This window comes from Candidatus Dependentiae bacterium, assembly GCA_018266175.1.
Lineage (GTDB): Bacteria > Babelota > Babeliae > Babelales > RVW-14 > JAFEAY01.
Map to the genome: position 1 here is coordinate 1 of JAFEAY010000021.1, position 19,463 is coordinate 19,463.

General features: G+C 40.2%; 18 protein-coding genes and 1 rRNA gene. 12 read left to right on the forward strand and 7 right to left on the reverse strand.

Annotated features, from left to right (window positions below; translation table 11 throughout):
- Nucleotides 1-105, reverse strand: a 16S ribosomal RNA gene (locus JST56_04155); the annotation flags it as partial.
- A gap of 513 nt (nucleotides 106-618) precedes the next feature.
- On the opposite strand from JST56_04155, the gene JST56_04160 reads away from it, so the two are divergent.
- The 7 genes from JST56_04160 to JST56_04190 all read left to right on the forward strand — a co-directional run bounded on the left by JST56_04160 (nucleotide 619) and on the right by JST56_04190 (nucleotide 8,136).
- Nucleotides 619-1,449, forward strand: a complete 831-nt coding sequence (locus JST56_04160) for a tyrosine-protein phosphatase (GenBank protein MBS1988159.1) — start codon at nucleotides 619-621, stop codon at nucleotides 1,447-1,449.
- A gap of 37 nt (nucleotides 1,450-1,486) precedes the next feature.
- A complete protein-coding gene (locus JST56_04165; GenBank protein ID MBS1988160.1) occupies nucleotides 1,487-2,602 on the forward strand; it encodes a carbohydrate kinase family protein in 1,116 nt (371 codons plus the stop codon).
- A 52-nt stretch (nucleotides 2,603-2,654) separates the two neighbouring features.
- On the forward strand, nucleotides 2,655-3,701 hold the full coding sequence (locus tag JST56_04170; protein MBS1988161.1) for a hypothetical protein: 1,047 nt from the start codon (nucleotides 2,655-2,657) through the stop codon (nucleotides 3,699-3,701).
- 222 nt (nucleotides 3,702-3,923) lie between these two features.
- Nucleotides 3,924-5,813: a 30S ribosomal protein S1 gene (locus tag JST56_04175; GenBank protein ID MBS1988162.1), complete on the forward strand. Its 1,890-nt coding sequence runs from the start codon at nucleotides 3,924-3,926 to the stop codon at nucleotides 5,811-5,813.
- Nucleotides 5,814-5,821: 8 nt separating this feature from the next.
- The gene (gene ndk, locus JST56_04180; protein ID MBS1988163.1) at nucleotides 5,822-6,229 is read left to right on the forward strand and encodes a nucleoside-diphosphate kinase; all 408 of its coding nucleotides are present in this window, start codon (nucleotides 5,822-5,824) and stop codon (nucleotides 6,227-6,229) included.
- A gap of 81 nt (nucleotides 6,230-6,310) precedes the next feature.
- Nucleotides 6,311-7,024, forward strand: a complete 714-nt coding sequence (locus tag JST56_04185; protein MBS1988164.1) for a hypothetical protein — start codon at nucleotides 6,311-6,313, stop codon at nucleotides 7,022-7,024.
- Between the two features lie 29 nt (nucleotides 7,025-7,053).
- On the forward strand, nucleotides 7,054-8,136 hold the full coding sequence (locus JST56_04190) for a hypothetical protein (protein MBS1988165.1): 1,083 nt from the start codon (nucleotides 7,054-7,056) through the stop codon (nucleotides 8,134-8,136).
- Nucleotides 8,137-8,189: 53 nt separating this feature from the next.
- On the opposite strand, the gene JST56_04195 is transcribed toward JST56_04190, so the two are convergent.
- The 4 genes from JST56_04195 to JST56_04210 form a co-directional block, all read right to left on the reverse strand.
- Nucleotides 8,190-9,923, reverse strand: coding sequence for a serine/threonine protein phosphatase (locus JST56_04195; GenBank protein MBS1988166.1), 1,734 nt, complete (start codon nucleotides 9,921-9,923; stop codon nucleotides 8,190-8,192).
- Between the two features lie 346 nt (nucleotides 9,924-10,269).
- Complete coding sequence (locus JST56_04200) at nucleotides 10,270-11,778, reverse strand: hypothetical protein (GenBank protein ID MBS1988167.1); 1,509 nt, start codon at nucleotides 11,776-11,778, stop codon at nucleotides 10,270-10,272.
- A gap of 38 nt (nucleotides 11,779-11,816) precedes the next feature.
- Nucleotides 11,817-12,779, reverse strand: a complete 963-nt coding sequence (locus JST56_04205; GenBank protein ID MBS1988168.1) for a hypothetical protein — start codon at nucleotides 12,777-12,779, stop codon at nucleotides 11,817-11,819.
- Nucleotides 12,780-12,981: 202 nt separating this feature from the next.
- Nucleotides 12,982-13,704 carry a superoxide dismutase gene (locus tag JST56_04210; protein ID MBS1988169.1) on the reverse strand — a complete coding sequence of 241 codons (723 nt, stop codon included), beginning with the start codon at nucleotides 13,702-13,704 and terminating at the stop codon, nucleotides 12,982-12,984.
- Nucleotides 13,705-13,897: 193 nt separating this feature from the next.
- Here JST56_04210 and JST56_04215 point away from each other — a divergent pair, with 193 nt between their 5' ends.
- Nucleotides 13,898-14,404: a hypothetical protein gene (locus JST56_04215; GenBank protein ID MBS1988170.1), complete on the forward strand. Its 507-nt coding sequence runs from the start codon at nucleotides 13,898-13,900 to the stop codon at nucleotides 14,402-14,404.
- A gap of 33 nt (nucleotides 14,405-14,437) precedes the next feature.
- Here JST56_04215 and JST56_04220 read toward each other — a convergent pair whose 3' ends face one another.
- Together JST56_04220 and JST56_04225 are read right to left on the reverse strand one after the other, a co-directional pair.
- Nucleotides 14,438-14,611, reverse strand: a complete 174-nt coding sequence (locus JST56_04220) for a PD-(D/E)XK nuclease domain-containing protein (GenBank protein MBS1988171.1) — start codon at nucleotides 14,609-14,611, stop codon at nucleotides 14,438-14,440.
- A 237-nt stretch (nucleotides 14,612-14,848) separates the two neighbouring features.
- Nucleotides 14,849-16,651, reverse strand: coding sequence for an ankyrin repeat domain-containing protein (locus JST56_04225; protein ID MBS1988172.1), 1,803 nt, complete (start codon nucleotides 16,649-16,651; stop codon nucleotides 14,849-14,851).
- A gap of 253 nt (nucleotides 16,652-16,904) precedes the next feature.
- Here JST56_04225 and JST56_04230 point away from each other — a divergent pair, with 253 nt between their 5' ends.
- The 4 genes from JST56_04230 (at nucleotide 16,905) to JST56_04245 (ending at nucleotide 19,424) form a co-directional block, all read left to right on the forward strand.
- Complete coding sequence (locus JST56_04230) at nucleotides 16,905-17,045, forward strand: hypothetical protein (GenBank protein MBS1988173.1); 141 nt, start codon at nucleotides 16,905-16,907, stop codon at nucleotides 17,043-17,045.
- A 214-nt stretch (nucleotides 17,046-17,259) separates the two neighbouring features.
- Nucleotides 17,260-18,054, forward strand: a complete 795-nt coding sequence (locus JST56_04235; GenBank protein MBS1988174.1) for an amino acid ABC transporter substrate-binding protein — start codon at nucleotides 17,260-17,262, stop codon at nucleotides 18,052-18,054.
- Nucleotides 18,047-18,721, forward strand: a complete 675-nt coding sequence (locus tag JST56_04240) for an amino acid ABC transporter permease (protein MBS1988175.1) — start codon at nucleotides 18,047-18,049, stop codon at nucleotides 18,719-18,721. Before JST56_04235 ends, JST56_04240 begins: the two co-directional genes overlap by 8 nt.
- Nucleotides 18,705-19,424, forward strand: a complete 720-nt coding sequence (locus JST56_04245) for an amino acid ABC transporter ATP-binding protein (protein ID MBS1988176.1) — start codon at nucleotides 18,705-18,707, stop codon at nucleotides 19,422-19,424. The genes JST56_04240 and JST56_04245 overlap by 17 nt, the downstream gene beginning before the upstream one ends.
- The last annotated feature ends 39 nt before the right edge of the window (nucleotides 19,425-19,463 follow it).

The following is a 19,463-nucleotide window of genomic DNA, read 5'->3' on the forward strand; positions in this document are numbered from 1 at the left end:
ACCCGTTCGCCACTTTACTCATCCCGAAGGACTTTCGCGTTCGACTTGCATGTGTTAAGCACGCCGCCAGCGTTCATTCTGAGCCAGAATCAAACTCTCCATATCAAAATTTAACAGAGATCCTCTTAACTCAGGTAACTTTTTATCGTTACCTCTGCACATTTCAAAGACGATAATTTTTTATCTTCTTCATTTCGTATTTGTCATCAATCGCTTAATTCGCGACTGTTTAAGAAGTATACTTACTTATTTTTAAAATTACAAGAAAAATTTTCATTTATTTTTTTCTGTTTTTTAAAGCTTTTTAGATATCACGTTACAGGGCCTTGAAAGAAGATGTACTTCTTCGACAAACCCTTGCTGATCAACCTTTTGGGCAAGCAACTTTCGTATATGTCAACGAAGAGTATTATAAACCATCCTCACCCAATGTAAAGAAAAAGTTTCATCTTTTTTAATCTTTTTTTAACATCTTTTTTGGACTATTGATTTATGCCCTATTTAAAAGGGTTTTCTCATTTAAGGATCTTATTTTAAATTCTTGAATAAGCTTGATTTTGATATATTCCACAAGCTAAGCTCCCTGTAATATCGTACCTCAACCCATAGGGAGATCTTATGAAGTATCTATGCAGAGTAGTAATAACAATCATTATCTTATCAATACAAAAGCTGCCAGCCCGGGAAAATACGCATACTCAACCTCCTAATCAAATGAAAACAGCACCTACTACAACCAATACAGCTATAAATGTTACTTCTGATACTGAAAAAGTCCTTTATCACCTTCTTAAAGGATGCTTAACTCAATTTAGAAAAAATGGGCTCCAAGCTGCGCTTGATGAATTTTATGTACTAGCCCACAACCATATCTTTCCAGAAGACAACTTTTTCCCAGTTCAAGAAGGACATCTCTATCGCTGTCGTCAGCTATCTGGTCAACGCTTTGCTCATTACATTGATAAATTCGGCATTAAAACAATTATAAACCTCCGCGGCGTAGAATCTCGCCCAACCTGGTGGCAAGAAGAAATAGCAGTCTCTCGCAAAAAAAATGTAAATCACTATGATATCCACATGGATGCAAAAGTCATGACCCCTAAAAGTCAACTTTTAGAACTCCTCTATATATATGACAATGCACCTCGACCAATATTGATTCACTGCAAATCTGGCGCAGACCGCACAGGAGAAGCCGCCGCCATTTGGGTATTAGATCAGATGGGACGTAGCAATACAGAAGCAGCTCGACAATTAGCAGTTGATTTTGGACATAGCCCTGGACGCTTCCCTGCAAAAGACTTTTTGATTAAAATCTGGCAAAATCGTCAATGGCTTATACGCGAATATAATCCATCTAACTATCCACAATTTGCGCGGTCAGGAAAAGGCGTACAATGTTTACAGAACAGATCGATTACACCGGTTGTAATCACTGCTCAAAAATAAGGTTCAATAATTTCGATACCTCACAAGGAGTATGTGCGTGAACGTTTTAACGATTGGCGGAGCAACACAAGATATTTTTTTGCACTATCCAGGCGCAGGGTGCCTCACTCTCACCAAAAAAAATCTCACGCTCAACTATATGCTTTTTGAATCAGGTGAAAAAGTTGAAATTGATAAGATCTTTTATAGAACAGGTGGCGGAGCAACCAATTCAGCCGCATCATTCAAAAAGCTCGGACTTGATGTAAGCTGTCTTTCAATCGTAGGAAACGATCACAGCGGACAAGCAATTATAAAAGACTTAGAGGCAACCGGCATTAACACCTCACTTATACAAACAACCACCCAAGAACAATCTGCCGTTTCTTATATCATTAACACATTCAAGTCTGATCGCACCGTCTTTGTTTATCGAGGAGCCAATCAACTGCTTGATTTAAGCGCACTTACTCCTGAATTATTAAAAAATTATAAACAGCTTTACATTACATCACTGACTCAACAAGCCTCGGAACAGCTTCCAAGAATTCTTTCTCAAGCAAAAAAGCTTGGATTGTCCATAGCTATTAATCCAGGATCAAGTCAACTGATTCGGGGAACTTCACTCTTAAAATCATGCCTCTCATCAATTGATACGCTCATTATGAATAGCAGCGAAGCAAAAACATTTATGTTCGCGCTTGTTGGCCTTGATACACAATTTAAAAAAGCACTTGAAGAATGCCAGCTCCAGGGCCCCTGCAACATCGACAATGAACAACCGTACCTCCTTGAAAGCCCTATCCCCTACGAAGACATCTACTTCAGTATTACTAAGTTTTTTTCTGCAGTCTTAAAAATGGGTCCTAAAGTTGTTGTCATCACCAATGGAAGCAATGGCGTATACGCAGCAACCAAAGATGGTGGATTTTTTCATCCCAGCATAAAAACTGATGCAATTAGCCCTGTTGGCGCGGGCGATTCATTCGGCTCATGTTTTATCGCCCATTTAATGATGGGAGCATCAATTGATAATGCCCTACGGAGCGGCATTGTTAATAGCGCTTCGGTGATCAATCATATTGGAGCAAAAGAAGGATTACTAGACCGCAACTCACTCGCTGAAAAAGTTAAAGCACTCCCTTCTCATTTGCTGCAAAAGTTCTCCATTTAAGAGGATTTTTTATAAACAAAAAAGAAGAAAAAATTAGGAAAGTAAGGGTGTTATGATTTTATTCAAAAAGCCTTCTATATATATAGAGGTCACAGACGCCACTCTTACCCTTGCAATAATCAAGCATACAAGGGGCAAATATCACTTTAAAAATATTGAGACTCTACCTCTCAATAAGCTAGATGTTATCAATGGTATTATTTTTAACCCAACCACTCTTTTCACGTCGATTCTAAAGTTTATAGAGGGCATCAATCATGTCCCAAATAAGTGCAATGCGATTATTGCACTGCCAATCTTAAACAGCATCCACAAAACTCCACCACACTGCATCACACTGCAAGCTGCTCTATGTGCTGCAAAAACAGGGTTAGCTGTTACTCAAGTTATTCCTACCTCACTCAATCCAAACTCAACAACACCAATAAGCAAGAATGATCCACTTAAAAATATTCACAATCTCCTGCAGCCCTTCCAAGCACAAAATAAACCACCCCTTGCTTGGTGCGCACTGGGCATTATGCTCTTACTTGCAAGCACAGCTTTGTACTGCATAGAAAAGATAAAAGGACCACTGGCATCACTACACACTGGCAATACGCACTTATTGCAATTGCATGAGGAAATTAAAAACCTCAGTCAAGCTGATTACAAAATAGAACCCGTCAAAAAAAGCATGCATGAAGCGCAAGTCAATATTACCAAGTTACAAGACTTTTCACGCACAAATATAGAAGCATCTCCACTTCTTCGGGCAATTATTCAGCATATTCCTGATAATATTATACTGACAACACTTGAACTTGGAAAAAACAAAAACAAGAATAGTAAAAAAAACCTAACCAAAAGAAATCTTACCAAGCAGAAAAAACAAATATACCTGGGTCAAAATTTTATTCTTACACTTAAAGGACTTTCGTGTGATGCCGATCAAATCATTGCCTTTAATAAAGCTCTAGGCTCAGTAAAACAATTAAAAAATGTCAGACTCACTCAGCTCAAACAACTCAAACCTAAAAAAATAGATCTAAGAAGAAGAAAAACAAACTTTCGGTACGAGTTTACCCTGCAAGCAGGAGTACTTGAAAATCTGTCTTAATAAACGATAAAAGCTTGACCTAAGGGGATAATTCTTGAATAAAAGCAAGGTTGCCCTTCTTTTTTTTTTTGCTATACTACTTATACAAATGGCAATTTTAGCCAAGTTGTATGTTTTCAATTTAACGTTAAATTGAAAGCGATGTTAGTTTAACCCTGTAACCGGCTCTGTCGACCTCCAAACAGGTTCTCTGTTTAATCGACAAGCATGAGGTAACTCTGAATGCTTAAAGAAAAAGGCATGATTAGACTCGCTGAAATGCCAGACATGGATTTCATGAGCGACCTTCTTGAGCAACAAGAAGCAAAACGCGATCAACTTTCAGCTCTATTCCTGGACATATCCGACAAATTCCAGCTTGGAAAAGTCATTACCGGATTTGTTGTTGCTAAAGATAGCAATGGCGTTTTGGTAAACATCCACTATAAATCAGATGGCTTGATTCCAAACTATGAATTTTCTGACTATGAGCTTAAAAATTTAGCTCAAAATGCAGAAATCGAAGTGTTACTTGATAGACTTGAAGATGAAAACGGTCAAGTTATTCTTTCCTACCAAAAAGCAAAAGCACTCAAAGCTTGGGATAAAATTGCTGAATTGGCTGCTAAAGATGAACCCGTTCGCGGTATCGTTACCCACAAGGTAAAGGGTGGCTTGAACGTAGATGTTGGTATCCCAGCATTCTTGCCAGGCTCACAAGTTGATACACAAAGAGTTACCGACTTCGACCAATTCGTTGGCCAAGAAGTTGTTTGTAAGATCTTGAAAGTAAATAAAAAACGCGGAAATATCATTATTTCTCGTCGTAAATATCTTGAAGAACAACGCTTCGAAGATAAGAAGAAAGCACTTGATACCATCAGTGAAAATCAAGTTCTCCAAGGTGTTGTTAAAAACATCACCAGCTATGGCGTCTTCGTTGACGTTGGCGGAATTGATGGCTTGCTTCATATCACCGATATGTCATGGGGCAGAATTGCTCACCCAAGCGAACTTGTTCGCATTGGTGACACCATCACCGTCAAGGTAATTTCATTCGATAAAAAGCATGAAAAAATCTCTCTTGGCATGAAGCAATTGACACCAAATCCATGGGAACATGTTGATCAGAAGTACCCAGTTGGTGACAAAGTTAAAGGTCGCATTTCAAGCATTACCGACTACGGCTTGTTTGTTGAAGTTGAAAAAGGCGTTGAAGGCTTGGTTCATATTTCCGAAATTTCATGGACCGAACGTATCAACAACCTTGCTAAGTACTTCAACCTGAATGACGTTATTGAAGCGCTTGTTGTGGCTCTTGATAAAGAGAACCGCCGCATGTCACTCAGCGTTAAGCAGTTGAGAGAAGATCCTTGGAGAATGGTTGCTTCCAAATTCAAAGTTGGCGACAAAATTCAAGGCAAAATCAGCAACATCACCGACTTTGGTCTATTTGTTCAACTCCTTGAAGGCGTCGATGGCTTGGTCCATATCTCCGACATCTCATGGACTGACCATGTAACACACCCAAGTGATCGCTATAAAAAAGGCGATACTGTTGATGCTATCATCCTTGCTATCGATCCAGACAACCGCAAGGTTTCTTTGGGAATTAAGCAACTTGATAAAGATCCTTGGACCAATGTTGCTGCTGAATACTCAGTTGGCGAAACTGTTGAAGGTATTGTTTCAAAAATCACCAACTTTGGTGCTTTTGTTAAACTTCCAACGGGCATTGAAGGACTTGTTCACATCTCTGAACTTGCTGATAAAGAAATTGCTAAAGTTGAAGACATTCTTAAAGTTGGTCAAACTGAAAAGTTCCGTGTTATCAAGGTTAACCCAGAAGAGCGTAAGCTTGGCTTGAGCTTGAAACCCGCACGTGCTGAACGACCAACAGAGAGTCAAAACCAGCCACAGCAAAATCAGGCTCAGTATCAGTCTTCAGCTGAAGTATCTGAACAACGTCAAGCTAAAGAAGCTTCACGTCAGCCTCGTGAAAGATCTAACGACAAACGAGATCGAGAAGCTGCGCGTCCAACAAGAACCGAAGCTCCTGCAATGAAGAGTGCCTTGCAACAAGCTCTTGAGGAGCATGCTGCAAAAAATAAACAGCAAAACGACGAGGAATAAACGCGATGATGGAAACAACATTTGCAATTATCAAGCCTGATGCTGTTAAAGCTCACTTTGCTGGTAAAATAATTGATCGCATCGAACAAGAAGGTTTTGAGATTGTTGGCATGAGAAAAATGAATATCTCACGCGAACAAGCAGAACACTTCTATGCGGTACACAAAGAGCGTCCATTTTTTGGAGAGCTCGTTTCTTTCATGATTTCAGGTCCTGTTATTGTGATGGCATTACGTAAAGAAAATGCAATCATGGCATGGCGCGATCTCATGGGAGCAACAGATCCTGTGAAAGCAGCTGTAGGCACAATGCGCCGTACATTCGGTGCAAATGTCGGAGAAAATGCTACACATGGTTCTGATGCACCGGAAACAGCTGCGCAAGAAGTTGCGTTCTTTTTTCCAGAACTTGCATAAATTCATAGCTATCAGCTATGATTAGTTAAGGGGAGCCCTCAAAAGCTCCCCTTTTTTTATGTAAGAAACAGATGGAGTTTTATGATTATTGGAAAACGATTTTTTATACTTCTAGCCATGATCAGTTGTTCAGCTCAGCTCAGCTTTGCAGCCGCTCCCCTCATGCACCTGTGCTTAGCATCAAAGTTTCTTGCGCTCCATGGCACAAAATATACCCCAGAACAAAAAAATTCATTTCTTCGTGGAACCTCTTTTCCTGATATTCGCTATCTCGGATGTATTGCTCGTGAAAAAACTCATGACAAAGATGTTACCCTACAAACCATAAGCACTACAGTTTCTCCTTTTGAAGCGGGCAAAAAATTTCATGTCTGGGTTGATGAAGTCCGCGAACAGCTTATTGAACAATGGAGGATCTATGAAACACTTTCAGAACTCAGTAAGTCTCCTCACCATAATCGAGGTTTATTTTTAAAACTTATTGAAGATGCCGTTCTTTTCAATAATACAAGCAATAAAGCGCTGGATGCTCTAATGCTTTTTTCAACAATTGATCCTGAGGCCCATGAGTACGGGATAAGCAGCAAAAAAATCGTGCAGTGGCACGCGATACTCACAACGTACCTGAGTATTCAACCAAGCTGGCTTCTAAAACTCAATTCATTACTTCTCTCAAAAGTACCTAAACTTTGGAGTACCGATGTACCACGCTTAGCTGAAGAAAAAATTCTTATCGATTACGTTGATCGCTTGCTCACAGAATTTGAAAAGCGCATTGCCGACTTTAAGCCTTAATCATTCAAAAGCAAAAGCCTGAGGGTGGCATGAGACAAGACATTCTCTTATGGGTTATTATTTTTTTATGCGTACCTCACTTCACAGCTCGAACAGTGGTTATCATCATTCACGGCTCCTTTGCAACAACAACCTCCTGGCCACAACCAGACGGAGATTTTTTCAAAGAACTTGAAAATCAAGCGCATCAGCTTGGACAAAAGGTCATTTCGTTTTGTTGGTCGGGCATCCCGACCGATCAAGAGATTATTAAGGGCGGCAAAATGCTTGCCCAGCTGATTATGAGCTACCCACCAAGCGAAGAGATCTTTTTGGTTGGGCACAGCCACGGGGGTAATGTCATCAACATAGCAAGTCAGCTTTTATACAAGCTGGCCCAAGAAGAAAAGCCAGAATTCAAGCAAGAGGTCAACCCAATCATCATTGAGATTCCAATTTTAATCACAACACCAAGCTTCGAATTGCTCGCAACCACCAAGACTGGCTCTCAAACAAAAGATCACGTACCTTATCATGAACATGCAACTTATGAGAAAGATGTCATCCCGGCCTCCGAGCCGGGATCCAACCAATTCACTGGATGCCGGATCAAGGTCCGGCATGACACCGGTAATTTGAACGATCTATCACAATCTATAACCTTTCAGAGCCTGCTGGCTCAAGCAACCTCAGAGCTTAAGCTCTGGGGCTCAAAATTTTTGACCCGAAGCAACGCAATCCCATCGATCCAGTTTTCATACCTCTTGGGCACGCCGGTGAATATGGCCAAATTTTGGCCTCATATGGAAATTATAAAAAACATGATTTTGTTTTATTCAGATGGCGATTTGGTTCAACCGGTGCTCGGGATATTTGAAAAAACCTATCCAGACCACAAAAATCGAGTAAATATTAAAGTAAGACTTTACAATTCTGACTCAAAGGGCAAAACACCGTCACACTCAGACCTACACCACCCCACCATTGGACGCTGGCTTCTATGCATCCCCAAAGTTCTTAGTCAGCTCAGAATTGGAAATTTTGAAAATTTTAATTTTTTGATTGATGGAACAATGCATTTTTATGAAACGAAAGAACCTTACTACTTCAGCTCAAGAGAATTCTTGAGGTGACCCAGGTTTAGACACACATCACCAAGCTTATGTCTTTAAACCCAGAGATTGTATTACTCAACCTTCGTTACTATCGGTACAACTGACAATTCAGAGAGCCCCTGTACTACTCCAGCCTGCTCAGGATCGTCAACAAATTTAATAGTAACCTGGTCACTAGACTCTGGCTGAGCTACATCCAATGCAACATATTTCTCTTGGCGTTGAAGCTCCCTGCCAACAGGCTCAAGATTTATTTCATACGGCTTTAAAAGCCAGTCATCATACGTTGGACCAGTCGTCAAAATGCCAAAGCAATCATAGGGAACAACTTGTCCTTCGGTTGCCGAAGTAAAAGTAAATACGGGAACATATTTTGCTATCTGAAACCCATTTGGATTTACTTGATCATCAGCTGAAGTAACTCGTCGCCAATTGTATGGGCCACAGGAGTAATTGCGTTCCCGCTGAAATGATAAATCAGTATCCCAAGCTATTTGATAGACAAAATCATCCTTGAAAAACATTTTTAACCCAAAAAGCTGGTCTTGGTGTCCTCGAAAAAATGCTCGTAATTTATTTTTTTCTAGATAACGAAATGTAGAAACTATGTCAGCTATATAGCCACCACCACGCGAGACATTCCACACAATGTTGCCCTTAAGCATTTCAAAGCCCTTTTTCATAAAACTATTAAAATCTATTTGCTGAATTGATAGACCTTTTCCTTGAAGATGATCGAGTACATCTTGGCGCACTCTATCTTCAATCTCTTTATTGTTCGAGTAACTCTGCGCAAAGTCACTCCAATTAAACCCTGCATAGTTATTGGGCTTTTCATCTTCGTAATAAGGAAGCTCTTCCGTTTCATTTTGAGAAATTGTTAATGATATTAAATCAAACGACTTATCTGATGCTATAAATGGCTTAGGGTCATAACCTGGCTCAACACCACCGTGACAACACTGTACAAATGCAAGACCTTCACCTTCTCCAGAACCTAAGAACAGTGCAAAAGGAAGCATTTCAAAAAAACGCCAAACAAAGTCATAAGGATTGTGCATCTTACGCATAAGCTGTGCATTAAATTCCTCTACAACTGAAGACTTTTCTTTTTCTTTCAAACTTTTTAATGCCTTTATTTTGTTTACACTGGCCTTTCTAAATAGTTCATTTATTCTTTTACCCTGCTCACCAAGTACAGCGAAATGCTTTATCTCAGGTTTTAGGCGCTCAAACTCTTCAACCAAACGAGCATACTGCTGTTTCTCGACATCAAAAGAAATAATCTTATCGTAAGTACTTACATCCACTTTTTTTGCATTCGCAAGCAACGATTCCTTGTACACTTTTTTAATATCACCGATCTCAAATTTTGCTTCAAGTTCAGACAAAAAACCATCACGCTCATTTAAATCTTTATCTTCATGATTTCCACGTAAAAGATGGATTTTATCCCAATTTGCAAGCTTTAATCGCATAAGTGTATACAAAACCTCAACCCCATAACGCCCTCGATCGACAAAATCGCCATTAAAAATCATATAGAATTCTGGTTTTTTAATCACAAAATTCTCATCCAAATAGCCTAAAGTCACAAGCCTCCACAAATTGCGTAAAAGCGAATGAATACTTCCATGCAAGTCTCCTATAAAGCAAACCTTACTTCCTGATGGAACGATAAGTTTTTGTACGAATGGATGAATTGGTTCACTGTAGTCAAAGACTGCGTTCGCATTAAAAAGTTCTTTTTTCAGAGTGCTCTCAGACAGCCACTGAGAATCATCTGCAAAAGAGCTCTTGCTCATACGCCGAATGAATGCTCGCGTAATGCGTTTAAACTCTCTAAACTTTAAAAAAGTTCGCGGAATATCCGCTCCTCGCTGCTCAGGATTTATTCTTGTTTGATACTCTTTTAATTGTTTAAAACAGCTATTAGTCCATTCACTAAGTTTTGTAATACTTTTTTGCCTTGGTTGATAACCATAAGCATCAAGCCATAAACTACTGATCAATACAAACAATAATCCACTACTCAAAAACATTTTTTTTGTGAGAAGTTTAATCATTGCTTGTACCTTTTTTTAAAATTTCAGAGAGCTAAGAAACTGTATAGTCCCTTAGCCCTCTGTAGTTTATTACATCTAATAACGACTATTTACCTTGTTTTTGAAGGTCAGCTTTTCCAAGATCAATACCCTTTAATTCATCTAATTTTTTGAGCTTATCCTTACCTGCTGTTTCATGAATTTTTGCATTTGTCCGCGCTATGATATCAAGCTCTTCAGGGGTTAAATCTTCAAACTCAGCTGCTTCTGGAGCATCCGCAGGCTTTACACCCTTTGGATCATTCAAAGCGATATATTTCAATCCAGCTGCATCTTCAGGTTCTTCTGGAAGCTCTCCAACAAGAGCATCGCTGCTTCTTGAAATAACAACAATACGCTCATACCCATCTGCACGAACTGGAACATTTATTTTCACTTTCTCTGACGCAATAACACTCGGTCTAATGTAACGAATAAGCATTCCCGTTTCAGGATCGCGATAATAAACACCACACCACGTACTTGAAACATATTCTGGCTCTACACTCAGGATACATCCTGGATAACTAGCTGCCGCATAAATCGTATATCCAAATCCTGGGAATACCCATGCTGGCCATAAGCCTGTTGCTATTAACGCTGCGCTCCAAGGAAATAAAGCAGCACTCAAGAATGGATTATAATAACAACCCCAACTTGATAAGCCAAAAAACCCAATACCTGGGAACCAGCTACAACCTAAGCCACCCCAATATCCACCTCTAAACGCCCAACCTGTTCCACAGCCTCGGCCAAAATAGCCTCCGCCTGAAAAATAGCCTGTACCTATACCGAGTGAAACACCAATAGGAGTTCCAAGCGCAGTAGTGGCAAGACCAACCCGAGCATCACCCGCAAGAGCAACGCCTGCTGCAACTGAACTTGCTGTTCCTACGCCTGGCGATACGCTCGATGATGCTAAAGAATTTTGAACACTTGTTGCGCGAGCAGCACTCGATTGATTTGTACGCGATACTGGACGGCGACCACCAGCTCTTCTACCAGCTCTTCTGCCAGCAGATTTACCTCTCGAGCGACCCTTGCCCTTTGAACGACCCTTGCCCTTTGAGCGACTTTTGCTTCTTGAGCGACTTTTGCTTCTTGAGCGACTCTTACTTCTTGAGCGAGCTTTGCTTCTTGAGCGAGCTTTGCCTTTTGAGCGAGCTTTGCCTTTTGAGCGATTTTTATTTTTTGAACCAGAGCGAGCTCGTGCACGTGAAGCAGAACGCGATCCACTTTTAGACGACGAACGTGAACGAGATGAAGAACGACTTCTATTTTTTGCTCCTGAACCTGATGATGAACGAGCCCTTGTTACAGATCTGCTACGCGCTGCTCTGCTGGCAGATCTAGGCTTTGATGATCTACTCGATAGTCTACTCGATGATCGATTTGAAGATCTATTCGATGATCGGCTTACTCTATTTGATGCACGTGATCGACCTGAAGAACCGGCTGACGTACGACTTCCTTTATTTGTATTTCTAGCTGCGGCATAAACCGACATATCACCAAGCATCATGAGAACTGCTGCAAGCAGCATAAAGACCTTTGACAATCTATTCATTATTTTCATTACACGTCTCCTTTCTTACAGTAAGTTATTTCCAATTTTTACTCATCATCCTGACTTTGATTAGGATCAACTTTATTCATATCTAAACTGACCTCTCGCAATGTATCTTTATAATTCTTAGAACCTTTGGAAGAACCTTTTTTCTTGGCCTTTTTCTGAATGGCTGCATCCGTTTTTTTAACGTACCCTTGATCTTCATCACTTAAACTTTCAAAGCGCATGACAGCATCATTTTCTTCATCACTATCACCGGAATCTTTTAAAATTATGTAGCGAAGGTCTTCGCGATTGCCCGGGTCAGTAGGGAGCTGATTGATAAGCTCATTCTCTTTTTTTGAAATAACTAAAACACGCTTGCGCTTATCTGCGCGAACAGGGACGTGCACTTTAACTTGATCATCAGCAATAATACGTGGGTCAATATAACGAATCAACCTGCCAGCATCTTCATCTTGATAATAAACAGCGCAATAGAAATCAGACGCTTGAGCATCTCGAACGACAACACATCCTGGATAGTCATTTGCCAGATAAAGCGAAAATCCAAAACCTGGGAACCACCATGATGGCCATAAGCCTAGTCCAACCGTCCAAGGGAAAAACCAGCAACCTAATCCTGGATACCAATGGCAACCCCATGCTGGCCATAACCAGTAGCCAAGTCCTGCATACCAAAAGCATCCACCCCATCTACGAAAATGGTGTGATCTACGATATCCACGACCGTGTCTACCATGTCTACCATGCCTGCCATGCCTACCATGCCTACGATGCCTGCCGCTTCGTCTGCCACCACTTCGACGCCCGCCAGACCGTGAACGAGATCCTCCTGACCTTCGAACACCAGAAGACCGCCGGCCTCCCCCGCCGCCACTTCTTCTACCTCCACCACCTCGACCACCGCCACCACCTCGACCTCGAGCATTGAGTGGAGCTTCAAATATCACAAACAACGCAGCCAAAAGCATAAGCATCTTTGATAATTGACTAAAAAATTTCATATCCTACCTCTTTTCCCATGGATCACTTATTTGAAAATATAAAATCTCAATAAAATATAATTCTTATAATGATTCTAACAGTTATATTTCCAAATAAGCAATTGTTTTAAAACAAAAAAAAGAGGCTCAAAAGAGCCTCAATAGAAGTTTTTCAACATGAATAAGAGCGCGATCCTAAGAAGTCCCCCCAAAAATCAATGGCTTACGCTTCAAGCGCTTTCAAGTAATAGTCTAGTGCAACATCCCAATTAATAATATTCCACCATGCTGAAATATAGTCAGGGCGACGATTTTGATAAAGCAAATAATAAGCATGCTCCCACACATCAAGCCCAAGAACCGGGATCAACCCTTCAGATAAAGGACTATCTTGATTTAACGAAGAGGTAACTACCAACTTTTTATCTTTATTCATGCACAGCCATGCCCAGCCACTACCAAAACGACTCAACGCAGCTTTATTAAAAAGCTCCTTAAAACTTTCAAATGAACCGAAGTTGAGCTCAATCGCTTCAAGTAATGTTGCTTGTGGCAAACCACCACCTTGAGGTGAAAGCCATTCCCAAAAGCGAGTATGGTTAAAATGGCCACCACCATGGTTACGCACCGCATCACGAATATCAGCTGGAATAGCATTTAGGTCTGCAAGGAGCTCTACGAGAGTTTTCTTCTGCAAATGTGGATGTTTTTCCAGAGCAGCATTGAGATTATTCACGTAAGCCTGATGATGCTTGGTGTGATGAATATTCATAGTTTTTTCATCAAAATGCGGCTCAAGTGCATCATATTCATAGGGCAAATCTGGTAAAGAATACGGATAGGTCAACGCTTCAAATACTTGTTTTTTCATAAATATTCCTTGATTTTTTTGACCCGATGGGTTTTTTTGTTCAGATGCAACTTTTGTTGAATTGCACCCACTCATTAACGTTCCTGCGCCAACAATCATGGCGATTAATAATTGCTTCATCTTTCTTTCTCCTTTTTTCTATCAAACAGCAAACAAAGCCTATCATGTTCATTCTTTTTTTCAAAAATTGTATGATTTGATTGAAACTATTTTTTACAATCGTAGCGCACCGAAATAACAAAGCCATTAAAAAAAGAAAAGGTTTTTCATGAAGACACTTCTAACGATCCTATTCATCATCTTTTTGAGTTCACCAACATCACCACTCACGGCTGTTTATGATGAAGAAAAAGAAGAAGAAATTCCAACACTTAGTTATGGAAAAAAATTTAGACGCCTGTTGGGTAATTTGGGTAAGGAAACTGCACACTGGGCTGGTAATCATAAAAAGACTGTTGCATTTTCAACGCTCACTCTTTTTGCCTTAGCAACAATGTATCATACGCTCATTATGAGTGATGAAAGCCTTTTTAATTACTCACCTATTGACCCTTGTACTTTTAATAATGATGGCATTTTTGATATACATGCTTGTGCTCATTATCTTGAATCATCTGTTAACACCTCAACACTTAACCTATTTCTTGCTAGTGCACAGGAAAAGTTCGCTGATGCATGGGAAAACGTGCCAGACAGTGAAACACTCAAAAATTCGCTTCTTCAGGTATGGGAAGCCTTACAAAGTCATCACTGCCATATTCACGATGAGCTGTAAATAAATCTCTTCGACAGAGCTTAAGTAGCAATATTAAGTCATTGCTTGAGTGATATATTTGACAGAAAGCTTCTTGTTTTTGTAGTTAAAAGAAAGGCCAATAAGAAGAATAGATTTACCCTCATGTTGATACTTTTCGTAATACCGTATCTTGAGAATCTGCCTCATTGCTTCTTCCGGGGTCCTATTAAATTTGAATTCAAACACATAGATTCGATCTTTGGTTCGAACTACAATGCTTGAATATTTAACGATAGCTTTTTCACCGCTTTAATCCTTGGAATTACAGGCCTTTCAACGCACACTCTACCAGTCTAGCATAACCTACTTCCCAAGACACGCCTCAAAGCAGCTCACATAAAAGTAATTGTCCCCATGTACACAAGAAAAGGGCCCACATTCCTGCAGGCCCCACTCATTCATAGATAATAGTTACTTATTTTTTCATCTGCTTCTTCGTGCTCTTCGAGCTTTCATGAAGATAAAGCTATAGCCACCAACCCAGCGAGCCAGCAAATAGTCATTTGCCGTTTTATTTTCTAGATCGAGCAAAGAATCATTCGCGCCACGTTCAATGAGAAAATGATACAGCTCAAAAAAACCAGATTGTGCGGCAATATGAAGAGCTGTAGAATCGCTTCGATTTACCTTGTTAGGCTTAGCACCGTTTTTAAGCAAAAGCTCGACCATACGTACGTCATTATTCTTCGCGGCAATATGAAGAGCTGTTTCCCCATACACATCTCGTTTGTTTACACGAGCTCCTTTTTCGAGCAGGATCTTAGCAACTTCTCTGTTTTCTGATTTTACAGCAATATGAAGCGGTATAAGTTCAGGGTCAACGCCTAAAGAGTCACTGGCAACTTCTAAATTAATAATTGCACCTGAATCAATCAATAGGTTAATTATTTCGATATCCTCATTCTTTACAGCCTCTCTCAGAGGTGAACAGAGTTCGTAGTTACCATTCTGACGTTTTGGATTGATACTTGCTCCTGTATTTATTAATGTTTTGACTAGCTCAATTGAAAAGCGCCTATTCTTTTTATTTAAACAAGATCTTATAGCAATATTAAGTGGTAATTCAAAATCTTGATCAACCAAATTTGGATCTACTCCAGCATGAATCAATAGGTTTGCTATTTCAAAAAAACCATATCTTATAGCATCATGAAGAGGCTTTCTGGCAAATTTTCCATATCTCCTTCGACATCGTCCTTTGGCATATCGCAACTTGTTTTCTTTATATAAAGTTTCTCCTATAGCTTGAGCAATGTCACTCGATATATTGCCCCACATGCCCAAGTATTGATCGTATATCTTTGATAAATGATTAATCCCAGAAATATGAGTGGCGCCTTTCATCCACTCTTCTGCAAAGGTTAAATCTGGATTTTCTCTATAATTAATGACTATTGGTTCTGGTTGTGGCTCATTGAGGCCAATAATATTGTTATTGTCATTTTGAATAGCTTCTTCGCTATCATTTTTTTGTTTTTTCGTAATATTATAACCTGAATGCGCACCAACAACTTCCAGCTTACGCTTTTTATCGTTTTGCACTTGCATCGCAAAATCATCATCGCTAATAACATCATTATTATTGTTATTAATAGCAAAATTATTATTGTGGAATTCGTTTATCTGTAAATTTTGAGCAAATTCTTCGTCAAGTTCTGTGACCATATCAATGGCAAGAAATGAGCCTTCATGCTGGTAATTAAGCAATGCGGCAATTCGCTGCAATTGCATTTCAAATTGTTGCAAGTACGATGCATTTTCAAGAACAAGAATTTCACTCGAAAGAGGGTCACTGTTTTGAACAGCCTGCACAATGGTAAGCATGTGAGCACGAAGTGCTTCTACTGCTTGCACAACTGCAGCATGAATTGATGCACGCAAACCAATGATTGAATGACCATTAATTTTCTTTTCAAGCTCGGTAATGATATTGCCCAGAAGCGTAAAAATTGCTTCATAACTTTGCACATCGCCAAGACCACGCGTGAATGCTTTGATTTCGTTTTCAATTGCAGCAATAAACTCGAGTTGATTTTGAATTTCTCGTTCTTGCTCATCTGCAGCTTGTTGTTGCACAACTTGTCGCTGCGCATCACCCTGCATCAATCTTTTTCTACGCTCGGCAAGCTGCTTTGCATACTCAGGGTTCATTGCATACATTATTGAACCGGGCAAAACTGCCAACGTTCCAAAAACCAGTCCTAATAATTTGATACTTTTATTCACGAGAAACCTCCATATTCCACATCGTACACTCAATTGAGGAGACCCCTAATTGGCGGTAGGCAACAATAATTAATTATCTATCTGTTAATTTTAATAATTTTTTAGGAAAAACACAAATGGGGGGGGGGGGGGGAATTACACACGCAATTTATCTTTGGTAGAAAATAGAGTATGTTAAATTTGTATTTTAATTTAATAAGTCGAATTAATAATCAGCACTCAAGAAAACAGAGCTGATAAGAAAGGAAAAACCATGGTTCAGCAAATAACCATGACATCCATTTGCCAATCACTTGTGATACCAGGATCAATCCATTTCAATGGCCGCGACGCCAAGACCTATCCAAAAGTCGAATCTCTTCTTAAATCAAAACGATTTTCTAAACAGAGCTAATTTTTTATTTAAAAAGTAGCCTGTCTCCTTTTATTACTTGATGAAGTTTTTATTTTCATACAAGACTACTTTGCTTATTTTTTATTTTTTTACATATGAACTCGGGCTTAATGGACCATGGTGTACGTTATAACTCGTTATTGCACAGCGTGCAGTATCCATAAGCACCGTATTTCTTGATGCGTAATATTTTTTTTAATGTTAGGAATAAATCATGAATTCTGTTCGCCTGTACAGCCTCTTTGGCTGCATATTTTTTATATTGTTTTTATCGTCATGTCGCAATCCCTCAACATCTTATACTCAAATAAAAAAGACCATCACCTTTGGCATGCTCCCTGCCGATGCACCATTTATGGCGGTCAATGAGCACGGTGAATACGAAGGATTTGATGTTGATGTTGCCCGTGAAATAGGCAAAGTATTGGACCGCCCCATACGAATTATCGATCTGGGAATGGCTGAGCTTTTTATCGCCCTTGATCGCAAAAAAATCGACGTACTCATGTGTGGCCTCTCCATCACCACGCAGCGCCGAGAACGCTTTAACCTTGTTCATTATCAGGGTCATGGGGTTAAAACCTTCCCACTCGTTTTTTGGAATCAAGCACCTGCCAATATTGGCTCCATGGAGGACCTACGTGGACACAACATCACTATTGCCGTTCTTCCCGGAACCTTGCAAGAAGGATTTGCTCAGCAGTTCGATTTTGTAAAGACCAAGGCGATCAATACCTATGCAGATATTATCCTTGAGCTTCAGTACAAAAAGGTTGATGCTGCGCTCTTTGATGAGGCGATTGAGAGCTTTGTTAAGCAGTTTCCTCAATTTCGCGTTATCAATGTCCCACTTGGCGACTTTGAATCTCATGGGCATGGCATTGCGCTGCACAAGACAAATAGTGAGCTTACTCAACAAATTGAACAAGCAATGCAAACACTCAAAAATAATGGCACCATTGCCCGCTTAGAAAAAGCCTGGCAAATGAATGGGGAAAACAATGATTAACGGACTATTTCTCTTTATCAAAACGTCAGGGCCTCTTCTCATCCAGGGGCTCTGTTCAACCATCCTGCTTTCACTGTGCTCTATCACTATCGGACTTTCATGCGGCATGATTTTTGGCATTCTGCTTTCGCACAAACTTAGAGTTCCTTTGATGGCGCACATACTTGGCTTTTACGTTTTTTGCGTACGAGGAATCCCATTTTTTGTGCAGCTTTTGGTAATTTACTTTGTCTTGCCTGATCTTATCGGTATCGAGCTGTCCCCCTTCGCTGCCGGAGCACTTGCTCTGGGCAACTGCTCCACCGGCTATGTCGCAGAGATTGTTCGGGCCGGCATTAATGCACTCCCGATTGGGCAGTGGGAGGCAAGTAATGCGCTTGGCTATAGCACCTATGAAACCGTCCGCTGGATAATCATTCCCCAAATGCTTACCCATACAACTCCAGCACTTTTTAATGAGTTTATTTCACTCATTTTAAGCACATCAATTATTTCACAAATCGGAGAGCTGGAGTTGACCAAAGTCGGGGCCAATATTATTGCCCGTCACATGAATCCGCTGCCCGTGTATGCAGCACTTGCAATGCTCTATTTGCTCATCACAACAATTGTTTCCTGGACCGGAAAATATCTAGAACGGAGGTTACGTTATGGTCATCGCTCATAATCTTTCACTGCGCTATTCACGCAGAGAATCGTTGATACTTGATAATATCTCAGTCACCTTTTTCGCTGGACGCATTACTTTATTACTCGGAAAAAGTGGTGCAGGAAAAACAACGCTCTTGCGCTGCATTGCAGGGCTTGAAAAAGCTGCCCAGGGGACAATTACCATCGATAGAAAAAAGTTGTCCCAACTCACCCCAGCACAACGCGCAGGACAAGTTGGTATTGTATTCCAGCAATACAATCTCTTCCCTCACCTAACCGTAGAAGAGAATTGCATGCAACCACTTATGGTTACACATGGGATACTTGAAGATCATGCTCGAACACAAGCTCATGATTATTTAAAATTGGTCGACATGGAGGGTTTTGCTCATCGCTATCCAGCACAACTATCAGGTGGCCAGCAGCAACGCGTCGCACTTGCCCGGGCATTATGTCTTGAACCTCAAGTCTTGCTTTTGGATGAACCAACATCAGCACTTGATCCAACCAATACACAATCACTGGTATTATTGTTGCAACGCCTTGCAGCAGAGGGACTTGCAATTGTTATTTCAAGTCACGATATGGAATTTGTTCGGAGTATACTCGATCAAGCATACTTGATTGAGAAGGGAAAGCTCGTTGATAAATTTGACCGCCTTAATACTCCATTAAGGTCCGATTCACCGATCAATCGATTCTTGATGCCGAAAGCATAAACCGTATAAAAAAACTATAGAAGCTAAGCAGGGGGCAAT

Coding starts and splice junctions, on each gene's coding strand:
- JST56_04160 (MBS1988159.1), top strand. CDS start 619: ATGAAGTATCTATGCAGAGTAGTAATAACAATCATTATCTTATCAATA.
- JST56_04170 (MBS1988161.1), top strand. CDS start 2,655: ATGATTTTATTCAAAAAGCCTTCTATATATATAGAGGTCACAGACGCC.
- JST56_04175 (MBS1988162.1), top strand. CDS start 3,924: ATGCTTAAAGAAAAAGGCATGATTAGACTCGCTGAAATGCCAGACATG.
- ndk (MBS1988163.1), top strand. CDS start 5,822: ATGGAAACAACATTTGCAATTATCAAGCCTGATGCTGTTAAAGCTCAC.
- JST56_04185 (MBS1988164.1), top strand. CDS start 6,311: ATGATTATTGGAAAACGATTTTTTATACTTCTAGCCATGATCAGTTGT.
- JST56_04190 (MBS1988165.1), top strand. CDS start 7,054: ATGAGACAAGACATTCTCTTATGGGTTATTATTTTTTTATGCGTACCT.
- JST56_04195 (MBS1988166.1), bottom strand. CDS start 9,923: ATGAGCAAGAGCTCTTTTGCAGATGATTCTCAGTGGCTGTCTGAGAGC.
- JST56_04200 (MBS1988167.1), bottom strand. CDS start 11,778: ATGAAAATAATGAATAGATTGTCAAAGGTCTTTATGCTGCTTGCAGCA.
- JST56_04205 (MBS1988168.1), bottom strand. CDS start 12,779: ATGAAATTTTTTAGTCAATTATCAAAGATGCTTATGCTTTTGGCTGCG.
- JST56_04210 (MBS1988169.1), bottom strand. CDS start 13,704: ATGAGTGGGTGCAATTCAACAAAAGTTGCATCTGAACAAAAAAACCCA.
- JST56_04215 (MBS1988170.1), top strand. CDS start 13,898: ATGAAGACACTTCTAACGATCCTATTCATCATCTTTTTGAGTTCACCA.
- JST56_04230 (MBS1988173.1), top strand. CDS start 16,905: ATGGTTCAGCAAATAACCATGACATCCATTTGCCAATCACTTGTGATA.
- JST56_04235 (MBS1988174.1), top strand. CDS start 17,260: ATGAATTCTGTTCGCCTGTACAGCCTCTTTGGCTGCATATTTTTTATA.
- JST56_04240 (MBS1988175.1), top strand. CDS start 18,047: ATGATTAACGGACTATTTCTCTTTATCAAAACGTCAGGGCCTCTTCTC.
- JST56_04245 (MBS1988176.1), top strand. CDS start 18,705: ATGGTCATCGCTCATAATCTTTCACTGCGCTATTCACGCAGAGAATCG.